The 21,954-nt window shown below is 39.9% G+C and carries 10 protein-coding genes; all 10 read right to left on the bottom strand.

Features of this window, described 5'->3' with window-relative positions; genetic code table 11:
* Positions 1-768, bottom strand: a complete 768-nt coding sequence (locus KXQ82_RS05470) for a rhamnogalacturonan acetylesterase (RefSeq protein ID WP_219487150.1) — start codon at positions 766-768, stop codon at positions 1-3.
* 7 nt (positions 769-775) lie between these two features.
* On the bottom strand, positions 776-3,097 hold the full coding sequence (locus KXQ82_RS05465) for a glycoside hydrolase family 2 TIM barrel-domain containing protein (RefSeq protein ID WP_219487149.1): 2,322 nt from the start codon (positions 3,095-3,097) through the stop codon (positions 776-778).
* 65 nt (positions 3,098-3,162) lie between these two features.
* Positions 3,163-6,084 carry an exo-beta-1,4-galactosidase gene (locus KXQ82_RS05460; RefSeq protein WP_219487148.1) on the bottom strand — a complete coding sequence of 974 codons (2,922 nt, stop codon included), beginning with the start codon at positions 6,082-6,084 and terminating at the stop codon, positions 3,163-3,165.
* A 282-nt stretch (positions 6,085-6,366) separates the two neighbouring features.
* Positions 6,367-7,986: a fasciclin domain-containing protein gene (locus KXQ82_RS05455; RefSeq protein ID WP_219487147.1), complete on the bottom strand. Its 1,620-nt coding sequence runs from the start codon at positions 7,984-7,986 to the stop codon at positions 6,367-6,369.
* Positions 7,987-8,583: 597 nt separating this feature from the next.
* Positions 8,584-10,530 carry a RagB/SusD family nutrient uptake outer membrane protein gene (locus tag KXQ82_RS05450; RefSeq protein WP_219487146.1) on the bottom strand — a complete coding sequence of 649 codons (1,947 nt, stop codon included), beginning with the start codon at positions 10,528-10,530 and terminating at the stop codon, positions 8,584-8,586.
* 30 nt (positions 10,531-10,560) lie between these two features.
* A complete protein-coding gene (locus KXQ82_RS05445) occupies positions 10,561-13,788 on the bottom strand; it encodes a SusC/RagA family TonB-linked outer membrane protein (protein WP_219487145.1) in 3,228 nt (1,075 codons plus the stop codon).
* 18 nt (positions 13,789-13,806) lie between these two features.
* Positions 13,807-15,315 carry a fasciclin domain-containing protein gene (locus KXQ82_RS05440; protein ID WP_219487144.1) on the bottom strand — a complete coding sequence of 503 codons (1,509 nt, stop codon included), beginning with the start codon at positions 15,313-15,315 and terminating at the stop codon, positions 13,807-13,809.
* 107 nt (positions 15,316-15,422) lie between these two features.
* Complete coding sequence (locus tag KXQ82_RS05435) at positions 15,423-17,144, bottom strand: fasciclin domain-containing protein (protein ID WP_219487143.1); 1,722 nt, start codon at positions 17,142-17,144, stop codon at positions 15,423-15,425.
* Positions 17,145-17,166: 22 nt separating this feature from the next.
* Positions 17,167-18,693: a RagB/SusD family nutrient uptake outer membrane protein gene (locus tag KXQ82_RS05430; RefSeq protein ID WP_219487142.1), complete on the bottom strand. Its 1,527-nt coding sequence runs from the start codon at positions 18,691-18,693 to the stop codon at positions 17,167-17,169.
* A gap of 27 nt (positions 18,694-18,720) precedes the next feature.
* Entirely contained in the window at positions 18,721-21,915 is a 3,195-nt protein-coding gene (locus KXQ82_RS05425; RefSeq protein ID WP_255563457.1) for a SusC/RagA family TonB-linked outer membrane protein, read from the bottom strand.
* Positions 21,916-21,954 lie beyond the last annotated feature (39 nt).

The following is a 21,954-nucleotide window of genomic DNA, read 5'->3' as shown; positions in this document are numbered from 1 at the left end:
TTACTTTTTTAAATAATTATTTAAGGCAACCTTTGGCTGCAGTTTTAAACCATCAACAAACGATTGCGCATTAATAACCGCGCCCGCTTTATTGGTATGGGTATGGTCTGTGCCAAACAACGCAAAAACCTGGTCGTGCGTTAACTGGTCATATTTTGCAGCGGTGATACCGTTAAGGTCAACAAATGTAACTCCTTCCTGCTCGGCAACTTGTTTTGCCCACAGGCCATAGTCTTTATCTGCTAAAATGATCTTACCGCTAACCTTATCCCATTCCCTTCTCGGGATCATGGATACTACAATTGGCGTTGCACCTTTTGCCTTAGCATCACGGATAAACTTGCGTAAATACCAGCCATAAGCATGTACGGTTTCCGCACCTGCAGCCCAGTTCAGTACAACGGAATCTTCACCGATACCTTTGAACACACCACGGTAACCGGCCTTGGTCGTATCGGGTTTTGAGCCTTCATTATGGCCAAAACCCATGATAACGAAATCGCCGGGTTTAATAGTTGCCATCACCTTTGCCCAGCGGCCCTCTTTTACAAAGGTGCGCGTACTGCGGCCTGCTTGAGCCGCATTAACCACTTTGATTCTTGAGGTATCCAACAGATCAACAATAGTGCTCCCCCAACCCCAAAGTTCTTTATCGTTATTGTGCATGGTGGAGTCGCCTATCATATAAAGCGTTGGCTTATCCTGGTTTTTAAAAGCGGCAATAGCTATTGCCAATACAAATAATGTTGATACTACGTATTTTTTCATCCTGGTATTACTTTACATCTATTGTTATTGTACCCTCACCTAAACCCGGTGATGTTACTTTGACTATAATTTTGCCCGAAGGTGCATTCGCTTTTATAATTCCTATCGCTTTACCACGATAGCTGTGCCTTACCGGTGATGCAAATACATCCTGGTTGCCTACATCAGCATTATCGGTAGCGCTGATTACGCCTGCACCTTTCGCGCTAAAAGTTAATATTTTATCTGCCATAGGGCATGGTATGCCATTGGCATCAACTACTGTTGCGGTAACATAGCTTACATCTTCCCAGCTATTGGCAATGCTATTCTTATCCGCAGATAGCAATATTTTTGCAGGCTCACCCGCTGTTTTCAATTCTTCAGAAACAACTTCTTTCCCATTATTCTTTCCCACAACTTTAATTGTTCCCTTAGCGAAGGTCACAGCAAAATCAACAGGCGAGTCGTTCTTGTTCTTTGGCTTGGTACCTAATGATTTACCGTTAAGGAACAATTCCACCTCATCACAATTGGTATATATCTGCACACGGGCATCATCGTAAGTATCAAAATCGGCAGGTGTCCAGTCGGCAACTACCGGGCCTACACCCGCGTTTTCCTGCTTGCGCACAATATGCACTACAGGTTTTTCGCTCCACCAGCTTTCGCGCTGCAGGCTTAATGGCCTGGTGCCCATGGTATGGTCAAAAACACCTTGCCCGTTAATTACGTTCGGCCAATCAGCCTCTCCTAAATAATCAACACCAACCCATAAAAACTGGCCTGCCATGTAAGGGTTATCGCGTAAAGCCAGCCATGCCTGTTGGGTATGGCCATTTTCGGTACCAATTACTTTAAGGTTTGGATGTGCTTCGTGCTCGGCAGTAAGCTCATTCTCGCGATAGTTCTGTCCAACCACATCCATCTTCTCAACAAAACCATTGCTGTACACCTTTGATACATTCGGGCGGAACAAGGCCATCGTTACCTCGCGTGTCGGATCGTATTGGTGACATACATTTTGCAGGTCGCGATATTTTTTAAATCCGGCCGAATCATTCAACGCATCGTGTATCTCGTTACCCACACTGTATATTACCACCGAGGGGTGATTGCGGTCGCGCATTACCTGGTCGCGGGCATCTATCATGCCCCACTCTTTAAAAAACTTATCATAACCGCCATTACCCCGTACTTTGTTAGCTTCCCAGGTATCAAAGTTTTCGTCCATTACCAAAAAGCCCATTTTATCGCACAGGTCTAAAAACTCAGGCGAAGTTGGGTTATGCGAAGTACGGATGCCGTTAACACCAATATTTTTCAATATTTCTAAACGGCGTTCCCATACGCGTAAAGGTACTGCGGCACCAACCGCGCCGGCATCATGGTGTAAGCAAACACCTTTTATCATTACCTTTTTACCATTTAGCAAAAAGCCTTGGTTAGCTGTAAATTTAATATCGCGAATACCAAATGCTGTTTTTTGCTCATCAACTACCTTATCGGTACTGACTTTAGTCACAGCGCTATACATGGCCGGATTATGCGTATCCCATAATGTAGGATTAGCCACAGCTATATCCTGCTCAACGATGGCGCTTTTGCCCGACTCAACAATCTGTTGTTTGCTAACAGCACCTGCTCCGGCTTTACCATCAGGCGATACCAGGTTTGTAGATACTGTGAATTTTTTGCTGCTTTGGGCGGAGTTAAATACGGTAGTTTTAATGTGTACAGTAGCTTTTGCTGCTGTTGCCTGTGGTGTGGTTACAAATATGCCCCAGTTATCAATATGTACCGGGTCGGTTATTTTTAAATACACGTGGCGATAAATACCAGAACCGGTATAATAACGTGATGCCGGCTGTGCTGCATTATCGGCACGTACCGATATTACGTTTGTTTTGCCTGCGCCAAAATTAAGGTGGCCGGTCAGTTCATACTCGAAACTGATATAACCATAAGGACGTTTGCCTAAATGATAGCCGTTTATCCATACATCGCTGTTGGCCATTACACCATCAAAATCAATAAATACACGCTTTTGTGCATCGGCATCGCTCAATGTAAAATGCTTACGATACCAGCCTATGCCTGCTACCACGTAACCACCGCCACGGCCGGTAAGGTTATTCTGACTGGTAGGGCTGCTAATGCTCCAATCGTGTGGTACGTCAAGCACTTTCCATTTCGAATCATCGAAACTCACCTTATCGGCACCGGTGGCATCACTTTGTTCAAAGGCCCATGTTTTATCGAACGATATGGTTTGACGGGTTTGCGCGTTTGCCGCGAATGTACTTAACGCGAGCACACCCACGCTGATCTTTTTAATATAATTTATCATTGATGGTTTATAATGGTATTCAAATTTAATTTTTTAAAACTAAATCGCTTATTAAGTTTTCGTTGTTATTGGGCATTCAGCTTCGGTTTTGGTTTCAATTCGTCAGGACTATCTTTGGTATAGGTAGTAAACTTTTCTTTAGAGCCAGTCTCAAAAATATCTTTCACTACGGCCAGATCAACGCTGTATGCCGGATTGAACTTATCCGAAACCATGTATTGCTGCAAACTGGAATACAATTGTTTTGACGCCGGATGGTTATCGTCCATATCTGCAGCCAGGTTAGCGCTCGAAACGATCAGCTTACCTTTGCCAACCTTAGCTTCAAATACCAATGCCAAGCGGCGGTTTAAAAACCAGGTATCTATGGGTTGCACAATTGGTTTAAAGCCTTGCGGGAAATCTTCCAGTTGCATTACCTGTGCCTTGTTTACAATATCAAACCATTGCACATCGCTGTGGTAACTGGTTGGAAAAGATGCAAATGCCGGGTTTGCAGGGTTGCACAAGATGCCCAATGTATGTGGCGGGCGCATTTTAAACCATGATGTATTCCAGAAAACCGGGGTAAAGGTTTCTACCACATCTTTACCCTTTACTACTTTACCTGCAGCATTTAAAAATACTTTGCCCCCGTTGTTCAATACCTCTTCGGCTTGTTTATCCAGGCTCGTGGTGTAATACACCGCATCTTTTTTAACCTCGGGTTTTACAGCGGGGTATACCCAGAAGTTCCAGTCGTTAATGTAATTGGTGTTATCAATAGCAACTTCAAGGTTGAGCATAGCCGGCACTTTAACCGAAGCTAATGGCCATGAAATATTCCCTAAAGGGATACAACTGCCAATATCATAAGTTCTGGCAGCAAAATCACCTTTTGCCAATATATTGCCCTTTTCATCTTTAATGCGCCATACGGCTTTAGCACTATTCAATTTACCGGCACTATAGTTATACAGCTCGGCATTGGCAGTAAAAGTTTCGTTATTGGTATAAACAAACTTGGGGATACGCGTTAAAGGCACCACCGAATTACAAAAACGCGAGAATTGTGTCGCGGTGATATATCCTTTGCTACCCCAAAAGGCATTCAATACGCCTACCAAGGCTGTACCCTGGCCGGGATAATCATTTAACGACAGCATTTGGAAACCGGATATATCCGATGAGCGCAGTTCTTTCTCTATCTCCATTTTGTAACAAAGCGCCTGTAGCTTGCCCGTTGCCATTAAAAATTGTTCGCCTTGGTCGCCCATGCCCCTGTCGGCAAGATCTTCCTGAAACAACTCAAAGTTTTTGGCTTTATAAACTCCTGTATATTTTTTTATCTCTTTAAAATCCGGGTAAGCGCACCATTGCCCCATCTCGTGTACCACAAAAGGCACTTTAAAAGCGCTCACACCTTTATTAAAATCTTCCATTGAGTTGGGCAGATCCCGCCCCCAGCTAAGCCCGCGTACAGCACCCGCACGCGACATGTATTCATTCTCTGGTATTACAGGCCAGCTGCCACCAACGGCTGCACCTGTGTATAAACGACGACTATCTTTAGCTTTCCAATAGTTTACAAATTTACCCAGGTACTCTTCCTGTTTACCGCTTGGCTCATTGCCGTAAGCCATCATACAAAATGATGCGTAATTACCATAAACCTTAGCCATACGGTTTGTTTCATCGTAAATAAACTGATCTATAGGCAGGTTCCGGCCTAAGGATGTACCGTGGTTTGCCCAGCTTGGCCCTTCAACATGCAGGTAAAAACCTATTTTATCTGCAGCTATAAAAGCAGCTTCGGGCGGGCACCAGCTGTGGAAACGCATGTGGTTTAAACCATGCTCTTTAGATATGTTAAAGATCCGCTCCCATGCAGGTACATCCATATTGGCATAACCCGTAAGCGGGAACTCGCAATTATTAACCGTACCACGCAAAAACACCGGGCGTCCGTTTATTTCAAAGTGCCTTCCCACAGCTTTAAAATCGCGCATACCGAACTCGATTTGCTTTTCATCTGTACCGGCAATTGTGGTTAGTTTAGCTGTGAGCATGTACAAAGCCGGGCTAAATTCATCCCAGGTTAAAACCTTGCTGCCCATTGGCAAATCTGCATTCAGTTCGGTATCACCATTTTTAAGGCTTACGCTTTTTGTAACCGGCACTACCTTTACAACTTGCATGGTGTTAAAACTTTTTGCCGATAGGGTAATTTTGCCTGCTGCATCCTTATTGCCTTTTATTACCATTTTAATATGGGCAACTTTATTTTTCAGGTCGGGGTATACCTGCACATCATCAAAATAAATATTAGCGCCTTGGGTTAAAGTGATCTTACCAACTACACCGTTCCAATTACCTTGGGTATGATCGGTTAAGCTGTGCGAATCCGCGCCTACATTGATATCTTTTATCCTGTTATCAATACGTAGTGTGATCGTATGTTTTCCGGGACTTAGCTTCAATCCCAAATCAAAATTTTGTGCCACCACCATGGTATTTTGCATGCCTATCTCGGCATCGTCCACCCAAACACGCGTTTCGGTATGCGAACGCTCCAGTTCGAGCACAATACGCTGGCCTTTCCAATTGGCTGGGATAACTACTTCTTTTTGATACCAGGCCGCGCCGGTATAGTGCTTTGGCGGCGTTAGCCAGAAAGGTATTTTTATATTACCCGGCTGGCGGTATTTGGCCATGCGTGGGTTATAGTAGAATGAGCTATCGTAAATACTGCCTGTCCACTTAGTTTTGAGTGTGATGTCGTTCCCTTTCAGGTTCTCGGTCATTGAGCCGGGCAGTTTGATCACATCTTTCAATTTTTTGCTGAACCATTTATCAGTTACGCCTTTATCAAGCGAGTCGATCTGAAATTTCCATTGGCCCGCCAGCGATATCTGATGAACAGGTGGCGCAACGAATGACGATAACAACATTGTTACCCCAAAGGCTAATAAAATAAGAGGTGAAAATTTCAAAAAGTACGATCTCATATCTGCGGAAGGTTATTTAGCTGGTGATATTATACGGAAATAGTTAAATGATTGATGCTTTAAAAAAGCGCTTCACAGTTAATAAAAGGCATAAAAACTCCAGTAAATATATTATTAAGGGCATTTTGGTTAAAACTGGTTTTTACATTCAGGCATTAAGCCTGTAAATAATCATCTATTTTACCTCAAATACCGCAATAGGGCAACCTGTGGTGTCCTGCTTCAACAAAAATGCCACTCCGTAAAAGCGGAGTGGCATAAATTATAAGATTTATGTTTTTATTAATTAGTTACAGAGCCATCTCTCCTGTAATATCTCGGACTTTCCTGATCCTGGTCAAAAGGTATAAATTGGATCAAATCCCAGGTTGCTGCCGCATCGCCACCGCCTATAGCTACCGCTCTAAGAATATGACGATCTGTTGTGGTTACGTTTGCAACACCTAAGTAAAAACCGAATGTATTGCTATACACATTATTACCCGTTGTTGATGGCGGCGCTTCGGTGTAGCGTTTAATACCTTTTGATTCTAATACCGGACCAGAGTCTGTTCCGTTGCTAAAAATGGTTTGGAAATTAGGCACAATATTTTGAAGCGGTTGATTATCAAAGTAAAACTGACCTCCTGCTGTAGCACTGCTACGTTGGTAACATATCCATACTTTGTATTTTCCTTTAACAATAACAGGAGTAGTGAAACTGATATCATTTATCCTACCCGAACCTGTTCTAAAAAAGCTCAATGTAAGAACATCGTTCCACCAAAAATATGTTCCATTATTAGCCGCCTGACAAACGTACCCAATTGTACCGCCTGCTGTAAAGGTAATATTGGTCATCGGGCTTGGCAAGCTTACTGCTGTTTTACCGGCAATACGGAAAATTGATGATTGTTTGCGGAACTCGGGCTGATCTGCCAAATCCCAATCAACTCGCGTTGGCGGGAATATTTTAATAAAAATATCACCGGCTACCGAGTGCAATACACCATTTGTTGCAGGAATATTGCTATGTGCCCTATCTACCGATGCGCCCGGATATTGTACACCGTTGATTAAATCATAGTTTAACTGAATAGTTTGATTTTGAAGCACATCTGATATTACATCTTTACCCGGGGTTATCGATAAGTGTGAGCTTTTACTTAAAATATCCGTCAGGTAGCTGTTCTCAGGCAAAATATGATAACCTACATAATTATAAAAACCATCATTAGGGTTACGTAAAGGGCTACTACCTACTGCAGAATATTTAGCTTGCAATGCATCAACAGTAGGGATACCTATACTTAGGTACACCGAATCAGTTTGGGCAAATACAGTAAATAGTTGCCCAGGCCTGTTCTGATTATCCTTAGGAGCAACATTCAGGGTATCATAATATCCGGTTCGTACTAATGCCTGGTAAAATATACTGTATTTGGGGTTGTTTTTTATGAGTTGAGCTATGTTTTGTGTTGCCGGTTGTAATACATGATCGATAACATGCAAAATGCCATTACCGCAACCTATATTGGATTTTAAAATGAGTGCCTGGCCATTTATAACATAGCTTGATGTACCATTAAGATTGATCACACCAGAGGTTAAGTATTGACCAAACATTGTTTGTGTACGTAATTTACCATCAATAAAGAAATTGGTACTGATGGTATCATTCTGGATAATATGATAATTAACCAATTGTGTTAACGAATCTATAGGAAAATCATTAACCGAAGTCTTTCCTTTACTCTTCATGTAAAGTTTAACCGCATCATCATTGGGCGCAAATACAGTATAAGCGCCATAAGCCTGTAAAAAACCTTCGGCTTTAGTACGCACCATCATTTGGTAAAATAGGGAATACTGGCTTGGGTCGGACTCCAGATAGCCGCTGATGTTGAGCTGGTTATTTACCAATATTGGGTAAATACTCTTTTTACAACTTGTTAAATATAAACTTGTAAAAAAAACTACAAATATTACTATTAACCTAAGATTGGGAGATATTCGCATTATATTTAAATTAAATTGGTTTATAGGTTAGCAACAAAAAAGTGCGTCAACAATACTCCATGTGTTATTAACAATAATCGCAACGCGTTAAAAATTATTAAAATCGGTTTTATAATTGGCTAATTATAACTTAAAGCTACACAGTATTTTACCCTCAACTGTCCTGCACTATCCTGCACAAATCAAATATTCATTGAAATAAAAATATTTCGCCGCTAAGCAAGAAATACAATTCTTTTCCCAAATGGCATTTCTGAAATTTATTGTTCAAAAAACAGCTGATGTTGATTGTTATAACGCAGTAAATTAACGCGGAGAAATAATACATTAAGGTAATATTATTTTTTTGATATACACAATAAATATTCAAATAATCAATAACTATTGTTGATTTATTTTTATGGCAATCCTTTTTTCATAATTAAAAGGATTACCATAAAAAAGCCCCTTAAGCTAATTGCTTAAGGGGCTCAAATTTAAATTGATGTTTTAAATTAAAGTTTACCAGTTAAACGGTAAATAAAAATCGCCGGCTTGTAATTTGGCTTGTGCAATAGCTGCACCACCATATCCGTCCTTAGCTAATTTATCGCCAACTTTATCCGACAATACCCTATAATTACCGGTAGTTTGGAACCTGCGTATAGCAATACGTAACAGATCTTCCCAACGATGGCCTTCATAAGCTACTTCTAAACCACCTTCCATTAACAGTTCATCCTCTTGTTTTATCATATCAAACATATCTGCACGTGGATACGCTGTTAAAGATGCGCGCCCGCGTATACCGGGGCTTTTATACCATCCATTTCTATAGCGGGGAGTTTCACCTTGCCTTGCATCAATATAGTAAGGATCAGGGTAAAAAGTTTGCTCAATATTTGTATAATCGCCATTGGGTGGCGTTGGCACACTGTTAACTGTTGTACCCGGTAATAAAGGAGTTGGTCCGTTACCGTTTTGTACCGGGCTTGTTAAGCTAAAATTGTATGGATTAAAATTATAGTTTATACCATTATTCAGAATAGCATACGCCAGCATTCCATAATTATACGGACCTGTTTGATCACGATTGGCACATTCTGCATAACGCAGGTTAAGTGTGGCATCCCGGTATAAAAACCAGCGTCCGTATTTATTTGCCTGCGATACTGTCGCGTCTTCGTAAATGTACAGGTTCTTCATAATCACGTTTTGATTATTGAATTTATTATAATTACCTGTTGGATCGTTAAAAGTTAAACGCATACGGCCATCAGAGTAAAAAGTGGTTGAAAAATTAGCATTACCACCTTGCACCTGTGCATTCCAGTTATCAATAGCAGGTTGCGATGGTTGAACAAGGTACCTTCCACCTTTTGGAGAAAACAGATCAACAAACGGATCAACCGGCGCTGTTGATTGAGGGAAATAAATTTGCCATATCCAAACCGAATTAAGCTTGGTATCTAACGTTGGGTAAACCGGGCGAGAGAACATAGAACGCCAGCCTTGTGTGCTGGTACTAACCAATTGGTTAATATCCTGCTCACGGTACCTGGTATAATCAACACAAAAATCGTTAAATACGTTATTACCAACATCATTAAATGACATTCTATAGGTATTATCGCCGGCACCATCCTGTACATACTCCAATACTTTTTTGTATTCGGTAGCGGCTAGTTTATAATTTTCAGGATGGTTGTAGGCTGCTTGCCATAAATACAGATCGCCCAATACCAGGTGCTTATCAATAAAGTTTTTGGTAATAGGAAAACCGTTTACGGTAGCAGGCGTAGCCGGGTTTGTAGCAGTAGAGCCGTTAATAAGGGTAATAATGTTCGGGTACGGTTCAAGCCATGGCAATCCCTTGGTAAAAGTGATCAGCTTATCCAATAATTGGTCGAAAGGTATCCTGGGATATTTAGCTGCATCCTTCAATCCATTAACAGCATTAACATCAGCCAGCCTGTCTGTAATGTATGGTATAGTCCCAAAATGGATACCTAATTGCAAATACAACCATGTGCGCATTGCACCTATATCAGAGTAACGATAATTGTAATCGGCAACGCTGATCTTGTTATCGGCAAGCATAATATTCAGGTTATACAACACATCATTACAATTTAAAATAATCTCGTAGAATGGCCTTGGATCTGCCCATGGGTTACCTACAGTAACGTGGTGCTGGCTAATCTCCTGCAGGTACTTATCCGCGTTAGGTGTAACATCCATTAAATCGGCACGTAGCTCGTTCAATACAATATATTGCTCGGCTATTCCCATAAATTTACCATATATACCTAAAACGGCAGCATTGGCATCTGTTACGTTACGGTAGTTTTGCGTATAATCAACCTGCGACAACGGCTTTATATCCAAAGCTTTTTTGCACGAGAACAACATCAGGAATGATGTCATCATCATTGTTAAAGCTAGCTTGCCCTGTAAATTACTTTTCATATCCTTATACTATTTAATTATCCTTATCAATTATAAACCTAAACGTACACCTAACTGAACAGATTTGTACTGGGGCTCTAAGCCTGTATCAATTCCCTGCGTTAAAATATTATCAGAAGCGCTGAACTCCGGATCATAACCTAAGTATTTTGTTAACGTTAACAGGTTATTACCCATAGCATATACTTTTATCGATTTTATTCCCTTTTTACCGTTAATAGGCACATTATAAGTTAATGTAGTTGTACGTAAGCGGAAATACGAAGCGTCTTCTATCCAACGGTCAGAAAAACGTGCATTAGCAATCGGATCGCCGTATGTTGCCTTAGGTACATTAGTAACCTGACCCGGTATCCGCCACCTGCTTAATACAGCTTCTGTTTGATTTAAGAAGCCCGATTGCGCTTCCAATTGCTGCCTAACATAGTTAAATGCCTGGTTACCCTTGCTAAATGTAAACAATGTGCTTAACGACCATCTTTTGTATACCAGGTTTGATGATATGCCACCGGTAAAATCAGGGTTAGGGTTACCAATAACCTGCCTGTCATTAGCGTCAACTACATGATCACCATTTACATCGGCAAAACGAACATCGCCACCATGAGGCTGTAATAATGTACCATTAGCCAAAGCATATTTAACACCGCTTGCCAATGCTTCAGCATCTGATGTATAAACACCGTTGCTTTGGTAACCGAAGAACAGGTTTGCAGGTAAGCCTACCTGGGTTAACACGGTAGCGCCGGCATATTGAGTTGTCATGCTGTTACCTGGCAATTGGGTAACCTTGTTACGGTATTTTGCAAGATTTAAACCTAAATCCCATTTCCATTTAGTACCGTTAATAGCCCTGCCATTAACCGAAATTTCTAAGCCTTGTGTACGCATGCCACCGTCATTAGCTACAGCATAAGTAAGCCCTGCTGCAGCCGGTTGAATTTCGTTAATTAACATTTTTGATGTTGTATTTTGGTACACATCAACACTAAATGCCAAACGCTCATTTAATAACGAAACATCTAAGCCTATATTAGCTTTTTTGTTAACCTCCCACTGCAGGTTAGGGTTTCCATAGTTGCCACGTACAAGGCCCTGCGCATTTAAAAAGTTTTGTGCTACATAAAACTGGCGGGCATTATAGTTACCAATATCATCGTTACCGGTTAAACCAAAGCTGGCCCTCAATTTTAAAAGCTCTACAAAATTCACTTTCGACATGAATTTTTCTGAAGATATTAACCATGCTGCCGAAATTGATGGCAAAACGGCATAACTCACACCACCTAAAGAAAGCGCACCAGGTATTTGTGTACCAAAACGTGATGAAGCATCAATACCCATATTATATGATACAAAATATTTATTGAGTAATTGATAGTCAACCCCTAAGTAATTGTTTATCCAAAGCCAGTTACCTAAATCACCACCGGTACTTACACCTGTTAAACCTTTATCAACACTTAAAAACTGATCGGTTGGCGAGTTATAACTTTTTGCAAAGTCGTCCTGGCTTTCACCGCTCAGTATCCGTACGCCTACGTTTGCTTTAATATGATGGATACGGCCAAATGTCCTGTCGAAAGTTAGGTGCGTATCTTCATTTATACTATATAGCCTTTGTACCTGGCTGCCCAAACGGCTGTAAACAATTGAATTTGTTGTTCCACTTATGTAAGGATTTTTAAGAGTATCTGGTTGTACACCAGAGCGCGGTATAAAATAGCTTTCTCTTACCTTATCATAAGTTACACCTACTAAAGTTTGCAACGATAAATATTTATTGAACTGATATTTAAAGTTTAGCGCGCCAAAAAAACGATAGCTTTTGGCAACTTCTTGTGCGGTATCCAATACGGTAACAGGGTTACCAACATTAAATGCATCAAGGTTGGTATAGTTAGGCGATTCTGAGCCTTGTGAGTTTACCTGGTGTAATCTAAAAAATGGCGATTTTACCAGCGCAAGAAACTGTGGACTGGTTTTTTGCGAGGTTCCCTGATCAAATAATGTTTGTTCGTTGTATATGAACGACAAGTTAGCCTGAATAGTAAATTTTTTGCTCAGGTTTAAGTCTGCATTAAAACGGGTGCTATATTTAGTTAAACCCGCATTCTTTATGATCGAACCATCGTCACCATAACCCATAGATAGTGTATATTTAGCAATATTATCACCACCCGATACCCTTAAATAATAGTTTTGGTTAAAGCTGTTCTTAAAAACTTCTTTCTGCCAATTTGTGGTATTGTGGTTTTCATAATAAGTACCATTATTTACATCATCACTCATGTAGGGTTTGGCTTGAATCTGCGCATCAGTTAAACCACTCGATTTAAGCATTTCAGAAATATAAACCCTATAATCAGACGCATTTAATACCGGCAGGTTTTTAGGTTTAAAATTAAACCCGGAATACACGCCGAAATCAATTTTTGTTGCTAAATCGTTGGTGTGGCCTGTTGTTATTAAAACAACCCCGTTAGCACCTTTTGTACCATACATTGATACACCGTCTTTTACAACAGTAATATTATCAATATCGTTAATGTTGATATTAGCTAATGGGTTATTAAAATGGCCACCAATTAATGAGCTTCCATAATGATCATTATCATAAATTAAACCATCAACAACTATTAAAGGATTATTGGTAGCATTAATTGATGAATAACCACGCAGCAGCAGATCAGCGCCGATATTTAATGTACCTGAACGCCTGATGGCATTTAAACCGGTAACCCTGCCCTGTAAATACGAGTCGGTTGTTTCCAGGTTGGTATCCCAGGCGCCTTGTACGTTTACACTTGTTACCGAATTAGGTAATGTATTTAATGTTGACTTGCCAAAAGGCAATTGCGCTACATTATAAAAAGAAGTAAATGAATCTTCATACAATGATGTTTCAACAGAGCTTCGTCCTTTTAAAGGGAGTTCTTTAGTTTCAAAACCCGGGCCTGAAACCAATAAGACCGCCGAATACGAAGGTACCCTTACTGAGAAATTACCTTTATCATCGGTAATAGCAGCCGAAAACTCAAAAACGCTAATGTTTACACCAGAAAGCGGTTTCCCGGTAACGGCATCTTTGATTGTGCCGGTTGCACGCAGCCCGATATTACGTTTTTTAGCGGCGGCTATAGAATCGGCCGTTTTAACTGCTGTACTATCAGTGTTTTGCGCCCAAACCGCCATCGAAGCAAGCACAAAAACAGTAACAAGCGATAATGCTTTTAATAATTTAGTAAATATATGCATGGTTAGGTTCTATATCGTTTATTGTATAACAGGAACAAGTTTAATATAATCGAATGTGATGCTGATTGTACCGGTAGTATTGGCAACAACAAACATGGAGTTGTAGCCATATTTTGTATTGGTATAATTACCTACATACACTTCTGAAAAGTTATTTTGCGATACCTGAAAATATGGTATATTAAGCAGTGTAGGAATATTTCCTGTTAGCGGAGTACAAAAACTTATTCCTTCGCTAAACACGTTCTTAGAATCATTTATTGCCCTGATGTAAACTTTATATGTAGCCGTGTTAACATTTTTCAGCGGGTACCCTGCCCAGTATTGCGCCGGTAAGTTTACACCGTTGGATGTATTATTCTCAATGTAAATATCTTTCCACTGAACGCCATTAGGGTCATTTTTTACCCGATAGTAAATATTACTTGCACGGCTGCCATTATCTGTTCTGAACCATGCGCCTGGCGTGCCATACACTGGGTTGCTTTCGCCTTGTATAACAATTGCTGGTATTTTATCCTGTACCCTGAAAAATACATCTTTCATTACATACACTTTACCATTACTGGCGTTGTATGACCTGATGGTGTCATTCATGTTTACAGGTATTTTTACACCAAATGGCGAAACAATGGTATCGGGCATGGCAATGCTCCCCGGTTCATTTTTAGTTGAATATACTCCTGGTACTACCAGATCTTTAATAATATTAAAGGTAGATACCTGGGTTGTACTATCAACGGTTGAGGTTGTAAAATACTTGCTTACTTTGCTTAATTGATTATTCAAACCTGCATCGGCCATAACAAAAAATGTATATTGTTTGGTTTCGTCTGATAAGTTTACGGTTTGATCTTTATAACGGTTTTTGTTAACAATACCTGTTCCCGGCTTCGGAATAGGCTTACCTGTTAATGGATCATAACCGGTAATTTCGGCAAGGCTGGTATCCTGGTAAGAGTAATTTTGCGATCTAAGGTATGCCTGCTCCTGTAAAGCATCGGTAGTTAAACCTGCGCCCTGGGTATTCCCTGTTGCAGCACCTGTATTGGTTGCATAGTCCCAAATATTTAATTTAGGCCTAAGCACCCTGTTAATAATGTGCAGCACACCATTTGATGCATATCGATTGGCCGAAACAATAGTTGCCGCTTCAATACTTGTTTTAGTAAAGGTTTCGCTTTTGCCGCTTACCATTTGTACCCTAACTGTTGGTTGTGGTACATCAGTAGTGTATAATTGATATGAAATATGGTTCCCAACAAATTGATTTAACCGGGCTGTATCTGCTAAGATACCAGGATCTACATTTGCCATAGCGGCATTGTTAGGAGCCCAAACGGTAAAAGATTTTGAGGATGCCAATACCGAACTGTATTTGCTTTTTGCAATATATTGATTAAACAAACTTATGCTTGCATTACCGTTGATCTGATCTTGCAGATTAACGCTTAATGATGGGTCTGTAATCATATTATGCTCGTCCCATTGGTTTTTGCACGATGCAAAAACCGATGCTATTAACATCAATAAAATCAAACATTTATTACGTTGGTTACTCATTACCATATTTATTTTATAATTCAACCTATTAAATTTACTTATCATCCGGATGATCTGAACCTTATTGTCAATTAGTTTGTAACTGTACCATCTCTCCTGTAATACCTTGGGCTTTGCTGATCCTGATCAAAAGGAATAAACTGCACCATATCCCAGGTTGTATTTGCTGTATTACCACCTATCGCTACAGCTCTCAGTATATGTCGGTCGGTTGTAGTTATATTGGCAACGCCTAAATACAAACCAAATGTGTTGTTATATACAGCATTACTGGTTGTTGATACCGGCGCTTCGGTGTAGCGTTTAATACCTTTTGATTCTAATACCGGACCAGAGTCTGTTCCGTTGCTATAAATACCATTAAGTGCAGGAATAATGTTTTGCAACGGCTGATCATCAACATAAAATTGTGCTGCTGCAGTTTCGCTACTACGTTGATAACATATCCAAACCTTGTATTTACCCTTAATGATAACCGGTGTTGTAAAACTGATATCATTAATCAAATTAGAGCCTGTTCTGAAGTTATTAAGTGTAATGATATCATTCCACCAGAAATAAGAATTATTATTAGCTGCCTGACAAGTATAACCTACTGTACCACCTGTGCTCCAGGTAATGTTAATCATCGGGCTTGGCAAGCTTACTGCTGTTTTACCGGCTATACGGAAAATTGATGATTGTTTGCGGAACTCGGGTTGATCTGCAAGGTCCCAGTCAACTCGGGTTGGCGGGAATATCTTAATAAAAATATCGCCGGCTACCGAGTGCAATACACCATTTGTTGCAGGAATATTACTTTTTTGTCTATCTACCGATGCTCCGGGATATTGTACACCGTTTATCAAATCATAATTTAACTGAATAGTTTGATTTTGAAGCACATCTGATATTACATCTTTACCAGGAGTTATCGATAAGTGTGAGCTTTTACTTAAAATATCTGTCAGGTAGCTGTTCTCAGGCAAAATATGATAGCCTACATAATTATAAAAACCATCATTAGGATTACGTAAAGGGCTACTACCTACTGTAGAATATTTAGCTTGCAATGCATCAACTGTAGGGATACCTATACTTAGGTACACCGAATCAGTTTGGGCAAATACAGTGAATAGTTGCCCGGGCCTGTTTGGGTTATTAGCCGGGGCTACATTCAGGGTATCATAATATCCGGTTCGTACCAATGCCTGGTAAAATATACTGTATTTGGGGTTGTTTTTTATGAGTTGAGCTATATTTTGTGATGCCGGTTGTAATACATGGTCGATAACATGTAATATGCCATTACCACAAGCTACATTTGATTTTAAAATGAGCGCCTGGCCATTAATAATATAACTTGATGTACCGCTAACGTTTACCACACCAGAGGTTAAGTATTGACCAAACATAGTTGGTGTACGTAATTTACCATCAATAAAGAAGTTGGTACTAATGGTATCATTCTGGATAATATGATAATTAACCAGTTGTGTTAACGAATCTAAAGGAAAATCATTAACAGATGTTTTTCCTTTACTTTTCATGTAAAGCCTAACCGCATCGTCATTGGGCACAAACACAGTATAAGCGCCATAAGCCTGTAAAAAACCTTCGGCTTTAGTACGCACCATCATTTGGTAAAATAATGAATACTGGCTTGGGTCGGCCTCAATATAGCTGCTGATATTTAGCAGGTTATTTACCAATAAAGGATAAATAGTTTTTTTACAACTTGTTAAATACAAACTGCTTGCAAAGCAAAGCACCATTATACAAATCAGTCGGCTTTTATTTAATATCGTTTTCATAACTTAATATGTTTAATAGTTATTATTTATAGTAAGGGTTTTGCACCAGGTTTGGATCCAAAACAATTTCATTATAATATATCGGCAAATAATACGCGTTAGGATCCTTGTATTTCGAGATCAATATTTGTTGCAACGCCGCAGAAGCATTAATTGCCAAGGCATCTGTAAGTATATTTGAAGTATTTGGGAAATCGCGTTTTGCATACCTTACCAGATCATACCACCTTTTACCTTCGTAAATAAACTCGCGGTTACGCTCATCAAGCACGTACAGGCCTACTGCATTAGCATCATTAGGATCTGGCACGGGCATAGATAGCAGTGGATCGTATATATTGTTAGCACGATTCTGAATCAGTTTAACGAGGTCTAACGCTGCCTGTCCTTTGCCCGGTGTATAGGCATAAGCTTCGGCCTCAAATAATAAAATTTCAGCATAGCGGTAAATAATCCAATGTCTAAATGTTGTAGTAGCAGAAAGTATAGCGTTAGAATTTGGTGTACCTATCCATTTAGCTATTGCACCGCTGCCTCCGTTTGCTGCAATAGCAGCCCTCACGTCAACATTGCTGTCATCATTAACATCTACCGGAAACAAAGTACCCCTAACATTAATTTGAGCTGCAAATGAACCGCCTGTACTTAAATTAAACATAGGGTAAAAAGGATTAACCTGTGTGGTTGATCCATCATACTGGAACTCAAAAATACTTTCGCTTGAGTTACCGTTTGAATATACTGCATTAAAAAAGTTACCATCGCCTTTTACTAAGCCAAACTGGCCCGAATTTCTAATCTTTTCGCAAGCTATAATACAATTAGCATAATCATATTTGTACAAGTAAACCTCTGCCTGTAACGCATTAACTGCATATTTTGTTATTCTGCCTTTATTTGAGGCTGTATTGCCATATGTAAAAACAGCGCTTTGCTCAGCAGTATTTAAATCTGTCAAAATTTGAGTAAGTATTGTAGCCTGTGGTGTTTTTGCTAATTGCTCCAGGTCAGCATCTGTAGATGTTGGTTTTAGTTTAAGCGGTACATCGCCAAATGTTTTAACCAGGTAAAAGTACATCATGGCCCTTATCGTTAAAGCTTCGGCTAAATAGCTGTTAAGCTGCGCCTGCGTAAGTGTTGGGTCGCTGCTTATTACATCAGGGGCATATTTTAATACTGTGTTACACAAGTTAATAGTACGATAAAAAGAATACCATTGAACACCACTATTTGTGGCCAATACGTTTCCATTAATCATGAAAACATCATCGGCATTGGGGCTTGCAAGCGATGTTGTAATGTTATCGGCTCTAAGTTCCCCCCACCTGAACATCCAATCGGCCATTTGCCTGTCGCCTGATTTTCCTGGAGTGCCTTGTATCAATGACGAATAAACACCAATAATAGCAGACTGCAGTTGCTCTTTATTTTGCCAAAACTCTTGCCTGATCGTTCCGTTTTGCGGATATAGTGTTAAATACTTACCACAAGAGCTGCTAAATACCAGCGTTATTATAAGTACCGATCTATAAATAATTCCTTTATACATTTTATTTATTTTTATCGTTTGACAATGTTAAAAAGTAGCTGTTAAACCCATGGTGAATGATTTAGAAGCCGGTGTTGTAGAACCATCAATTGGCTGTTGATAAATATCACTTGCCCTGGCCGAAATTTCAGGATCCTGGCCCAAATAATGTGTCCAGGTGTAAAAGTTCTGTCCGGTTACATAAATTGAAGCACTCTTTATCCCCAGTTTTTTAGCAAATAGCTGATCAAGATTATAACGTAATGTAGCTGAGCTAAAACGCAGGAACGAACCGTCGGATACATAGCGTGACGAGCCTAATGAGTTATAATTATTTTTACCGTAAACGGCACGTGGTATATCAGTTATATCACCAGGTTTTTCCCATCTCCTTAATACAGCAGTACTTTGATTGTCAAAACCAATCATATTAGTAGTGTTTAATTGAGTAGCATTAATGATGCTGAAGCCTGTTCTGTAGCTAAAAAACAAATTAAGTTTCCAGTTACGTTTATAAGTTATTGTAGGGCCAAAACCACCTGTAAATTTAGGGTTACCATTACCCAGGTACACAACATCTCGGGCATCAATCAAACCATCGTGGTTAATATCCTGGTATTTAGCATCGCCGCCCTTAAATTGATAATAGGTATTAGGACCTGTTGCAAACACTGTACGTACAGGCTGGCCACCTACAAATATTTGGTTACCGTTTTTATCTCTTGCAATTGCATCATCAGTTGTAGCATAAACTCCCTGGTACACATAACCATAAAATGAGCCAAGTGGGTTATCCAGTTGCAGTGTTGAAATATACTGACCATTTACCGATGAATTACCAGTTTGTACAGCAACATAAGGTGAGATTGCCCTGATAACGTTTTCATTATGTGCAAGGTTAAAAGCAAAATCAACTATCCAGGTTTTTGTTTTTAATGGCGTAACATTCAGGCTCAATTCATAACCCTGATTATCTAAAGTACCTACGTTTAAGTTAACATCCCCAAAACCATTATATGATGCAATGCTTGGGTTAAAGAAAAGGTCGGTAGTTCTGTTCTGATATATCTCAGCATCAAAGTTGACCCTTGAGTTCAGCATAATCAGGTTGAAACCAAGGTTTTTTCCATTAACTTTTTCCCACCGTAAATTAGTAAGCTCTATGTTTGATGGATATACACCAACTTGCCCTAAATAAGTAAAGCCGTAACTACCGTAGTTATTATAAAACGAATAATCAGTTTTTGGGGCGTTACCTATAATACCATAGCTTCCGCGAATACTCAAGTCATTAAGGAATTTAAACTTCTTCATAAAAGGCTCGCCAGATAACCTGTAACGTGAAGATATCGCAGGGAAAAGTCCATAACGGTGGTTAGGCCCAAACCTTGAGTTACCATCACCACGAAGAGATACGTTAACGATATACCTGTCAAGCAATGAATACTGACCGCTTATTAAAGCAGAAACAGTACGCCTTTCACCCAAGCCTGATGCTACACCTAAACTTGTAGCCTGTGAGGTATAAATTGATGGTGTAGAAGGATCCTGCAAAATATCAGAAGCTGTGTTTGCTGTGCTTAATGATTGGTTAACCGATCTTACAGCATCAGTTGTTATTGATAACAAACCTGAGAATGTTTGCTTCTCCCCTAACTTAGGGGTAAAAACGAAATTTGTTTTGGTGTAAATTTCAAACGCATCCGAATCAAATTCATAAGCTTTATTAGCTGTACCTAAACTTGTAGCCTGGCCTGTTGCGCTTGCTGGTAAAAAAGACCGGGAGCGAATAGTATTGATATCGAACTGGATATCTTCGCGCATGGTTAACAGACCTGGTAGTATTTGATAATTTACAGAAAAGTGAGGCGTTATCCTATCACCATAGCTATTGCTTACACCTAATGCAGCCAGGGCTACAGGGTTATAAGTACTACTACCCGTTGGCGAATATTGCCCCTGAACGTTTGACGGTGGTGTGAAAAAGTTAGGGCTTTGCTGGCCAAACTCATTGTACTCATAAATACTCATGGTTGGCATTTTGGTTTGCGCAATAGCACGAATACTTCCGCTCTTTGCATCAACATAATCTCCAAGGGTGATAGAGTGAGTATAAGCTATATCGGTTGTAAAGTGGATTTTGGTTGAAACGATATAATCAAGATTCAAACGGGCATTTAACCTGGTAAGCGCTGTTCCAAGTGTAGTTCCGCTTTGGTTGGTATAACCTACTGACGCGAAATACCTGGCTTTTTCGCCCCCACCGGTTATTGATAAGTTGTTATCCAGGTTATAACCGTTTCGTGTAATTGCACCTAACCAATCCGTATTTTGTCCATAATTATAATAGTAATACGGGTTATTCAGATCATGCTGAAACTCAGGGTATGTGTTTGTATTAATTGGCAAACCTGTACCATTTTGATATTCCTCAGGGATCAACTCTGAATATTGATTACCATTTAACAGCGGTATGGCAGTTGGCTGTATATTTAACGACCCCTTAAAGGTATATGTTAACACGGGCGCACTGATAGTACCACGCTTAGTATTGATGATCAAAACACCATTGGCAGCCCTTGATCCCCATACTGCTGTAGCGGCAGCATCTTTTAACACAGTGATATCTTTAATATCAGACGGGGCAATACTTAATAAACTTGCATAACCCTGCTCATCGGCAGTTGCAAAGTTAAAATCGCTTGGAATTTCAGTTTCATAAGGAACACCATCAACAACTACCAAAGGATTGGTAGCACCATTTATACTTGATGTACCACGGATTTTGATAGACATACCTGCACCAGGGTCGCCCGAGCTGGCCACAATATCAACCCCGGGTAATCTGCCTTGCAAAGCCTGATCAATAGATGTTGCCTGAAGTTCCTCCAAATCTTTGGCATTAATAGTTGCCGAAGCAGTTGTCAAATCGCGGGTATCAATATTTAAACCTGTACCGTTATCTCTTGTTTGCTGTGCAGTAATGTTTACATCATTCAGTTGCGTGCTTGACACTAATGAAATATTAAAAACTGTGCGTGTGCCTATTGGGAATATTTGGGTACGATAACCAATATACGAAAAAACGATTTTATTGGCTGTTGACTTTACCGAAATAGCAAAGTTACCATCAATATCTGTTACCGTTCCGGTAACGGTACGTTTATCGTTATCTTGTTCAATTACGGTTGCTCCAATAAGAGATTCTTTGGTTCTGGAGTCAAGTAATTTACCTTTTACCAAAATCTTAGTAGCTGCAGTTTGCGCTTGTAGTGTATTACT

Origin of the sequence: Mucilaginibacter rivuli, from assembly GCF_019391655.1 — a bacterium.
Taxonomy (GTDB): Bacteria; Bacteroidota; Bacteroidia; order Sphingobacteriales; family Sphingobacteriaceae; genus Mucilaginibacter; species Mucilaginibacter rivuli.
The sequence above is the reverse complement of the archived record's forward strand: the minus strand, read 5'-3'. Positions and strand labels throughout refer to the sequence as shown.

What these genes read in the sequence shown, in the direction of transcription:
- KXQ82_RS05430 (WP_219487142.1), bottom strand. Translation starts at nt 18,693, where the DNA reads ATGTATAAAGGAATTATTTATAGATCGGTACTTATAATAACGCTGGTA.
- KXQ82_RS05460 (WP_219487148.1), bottom strand. Translation starts at nt 6,084, where the DNA reads ATGAGATCGTACTTTTTGAAATTTTCACCTCTTATTTTATTAGCCTTT.
- KXQ82_RS05470 (WP_219487150.1), bottom strand. Translation starts at nt 768, where the DNA reads ATGAAAAAATACGTAGTATCAACATTATTTGTATTGGCAATAGCTATT.
- KXQ82_RS05450 (WP_219487146.1), bottom strand. Translation starts at nt 10,530, where the DNA reads ATGAAAAGTAATTTACAGGGCAAGCTAGCTTTAACAATGATGATGACA.
- KXQ82_RS05440 (WP_219487144.1), bottom strand. Translation starts at nt 15,315, where the DNA reads ATGTTAATAGCATCGGTTTTTGCATCGTGCAAAAACCAATGGGACGAG.
- KXQ82_RS05465 (WP_219487149.1), bottom strand. Translation starts at nt 3,097, where the DNA reads ATGATAAATTATATTAAAAAGATCAGCGTGGGTGTGCTCGCGTTAAGT.
- KXQ82_RS05435 (WP_219487143.1), bottom strand. Translation starts at nt 17,144, where the DNA reads ATGAAAACGATATTAAATAAAAGCCGACTGATTTGTATAATGGTGCTT.
- KXQ82_RS05445 (WP_219487145.1), bottom strand. Translation starts at nt 13,788, where the DNA reads ATGCATATATTTACTAAATTATTAAAAGCATTATCGCTTGTTACTGTT.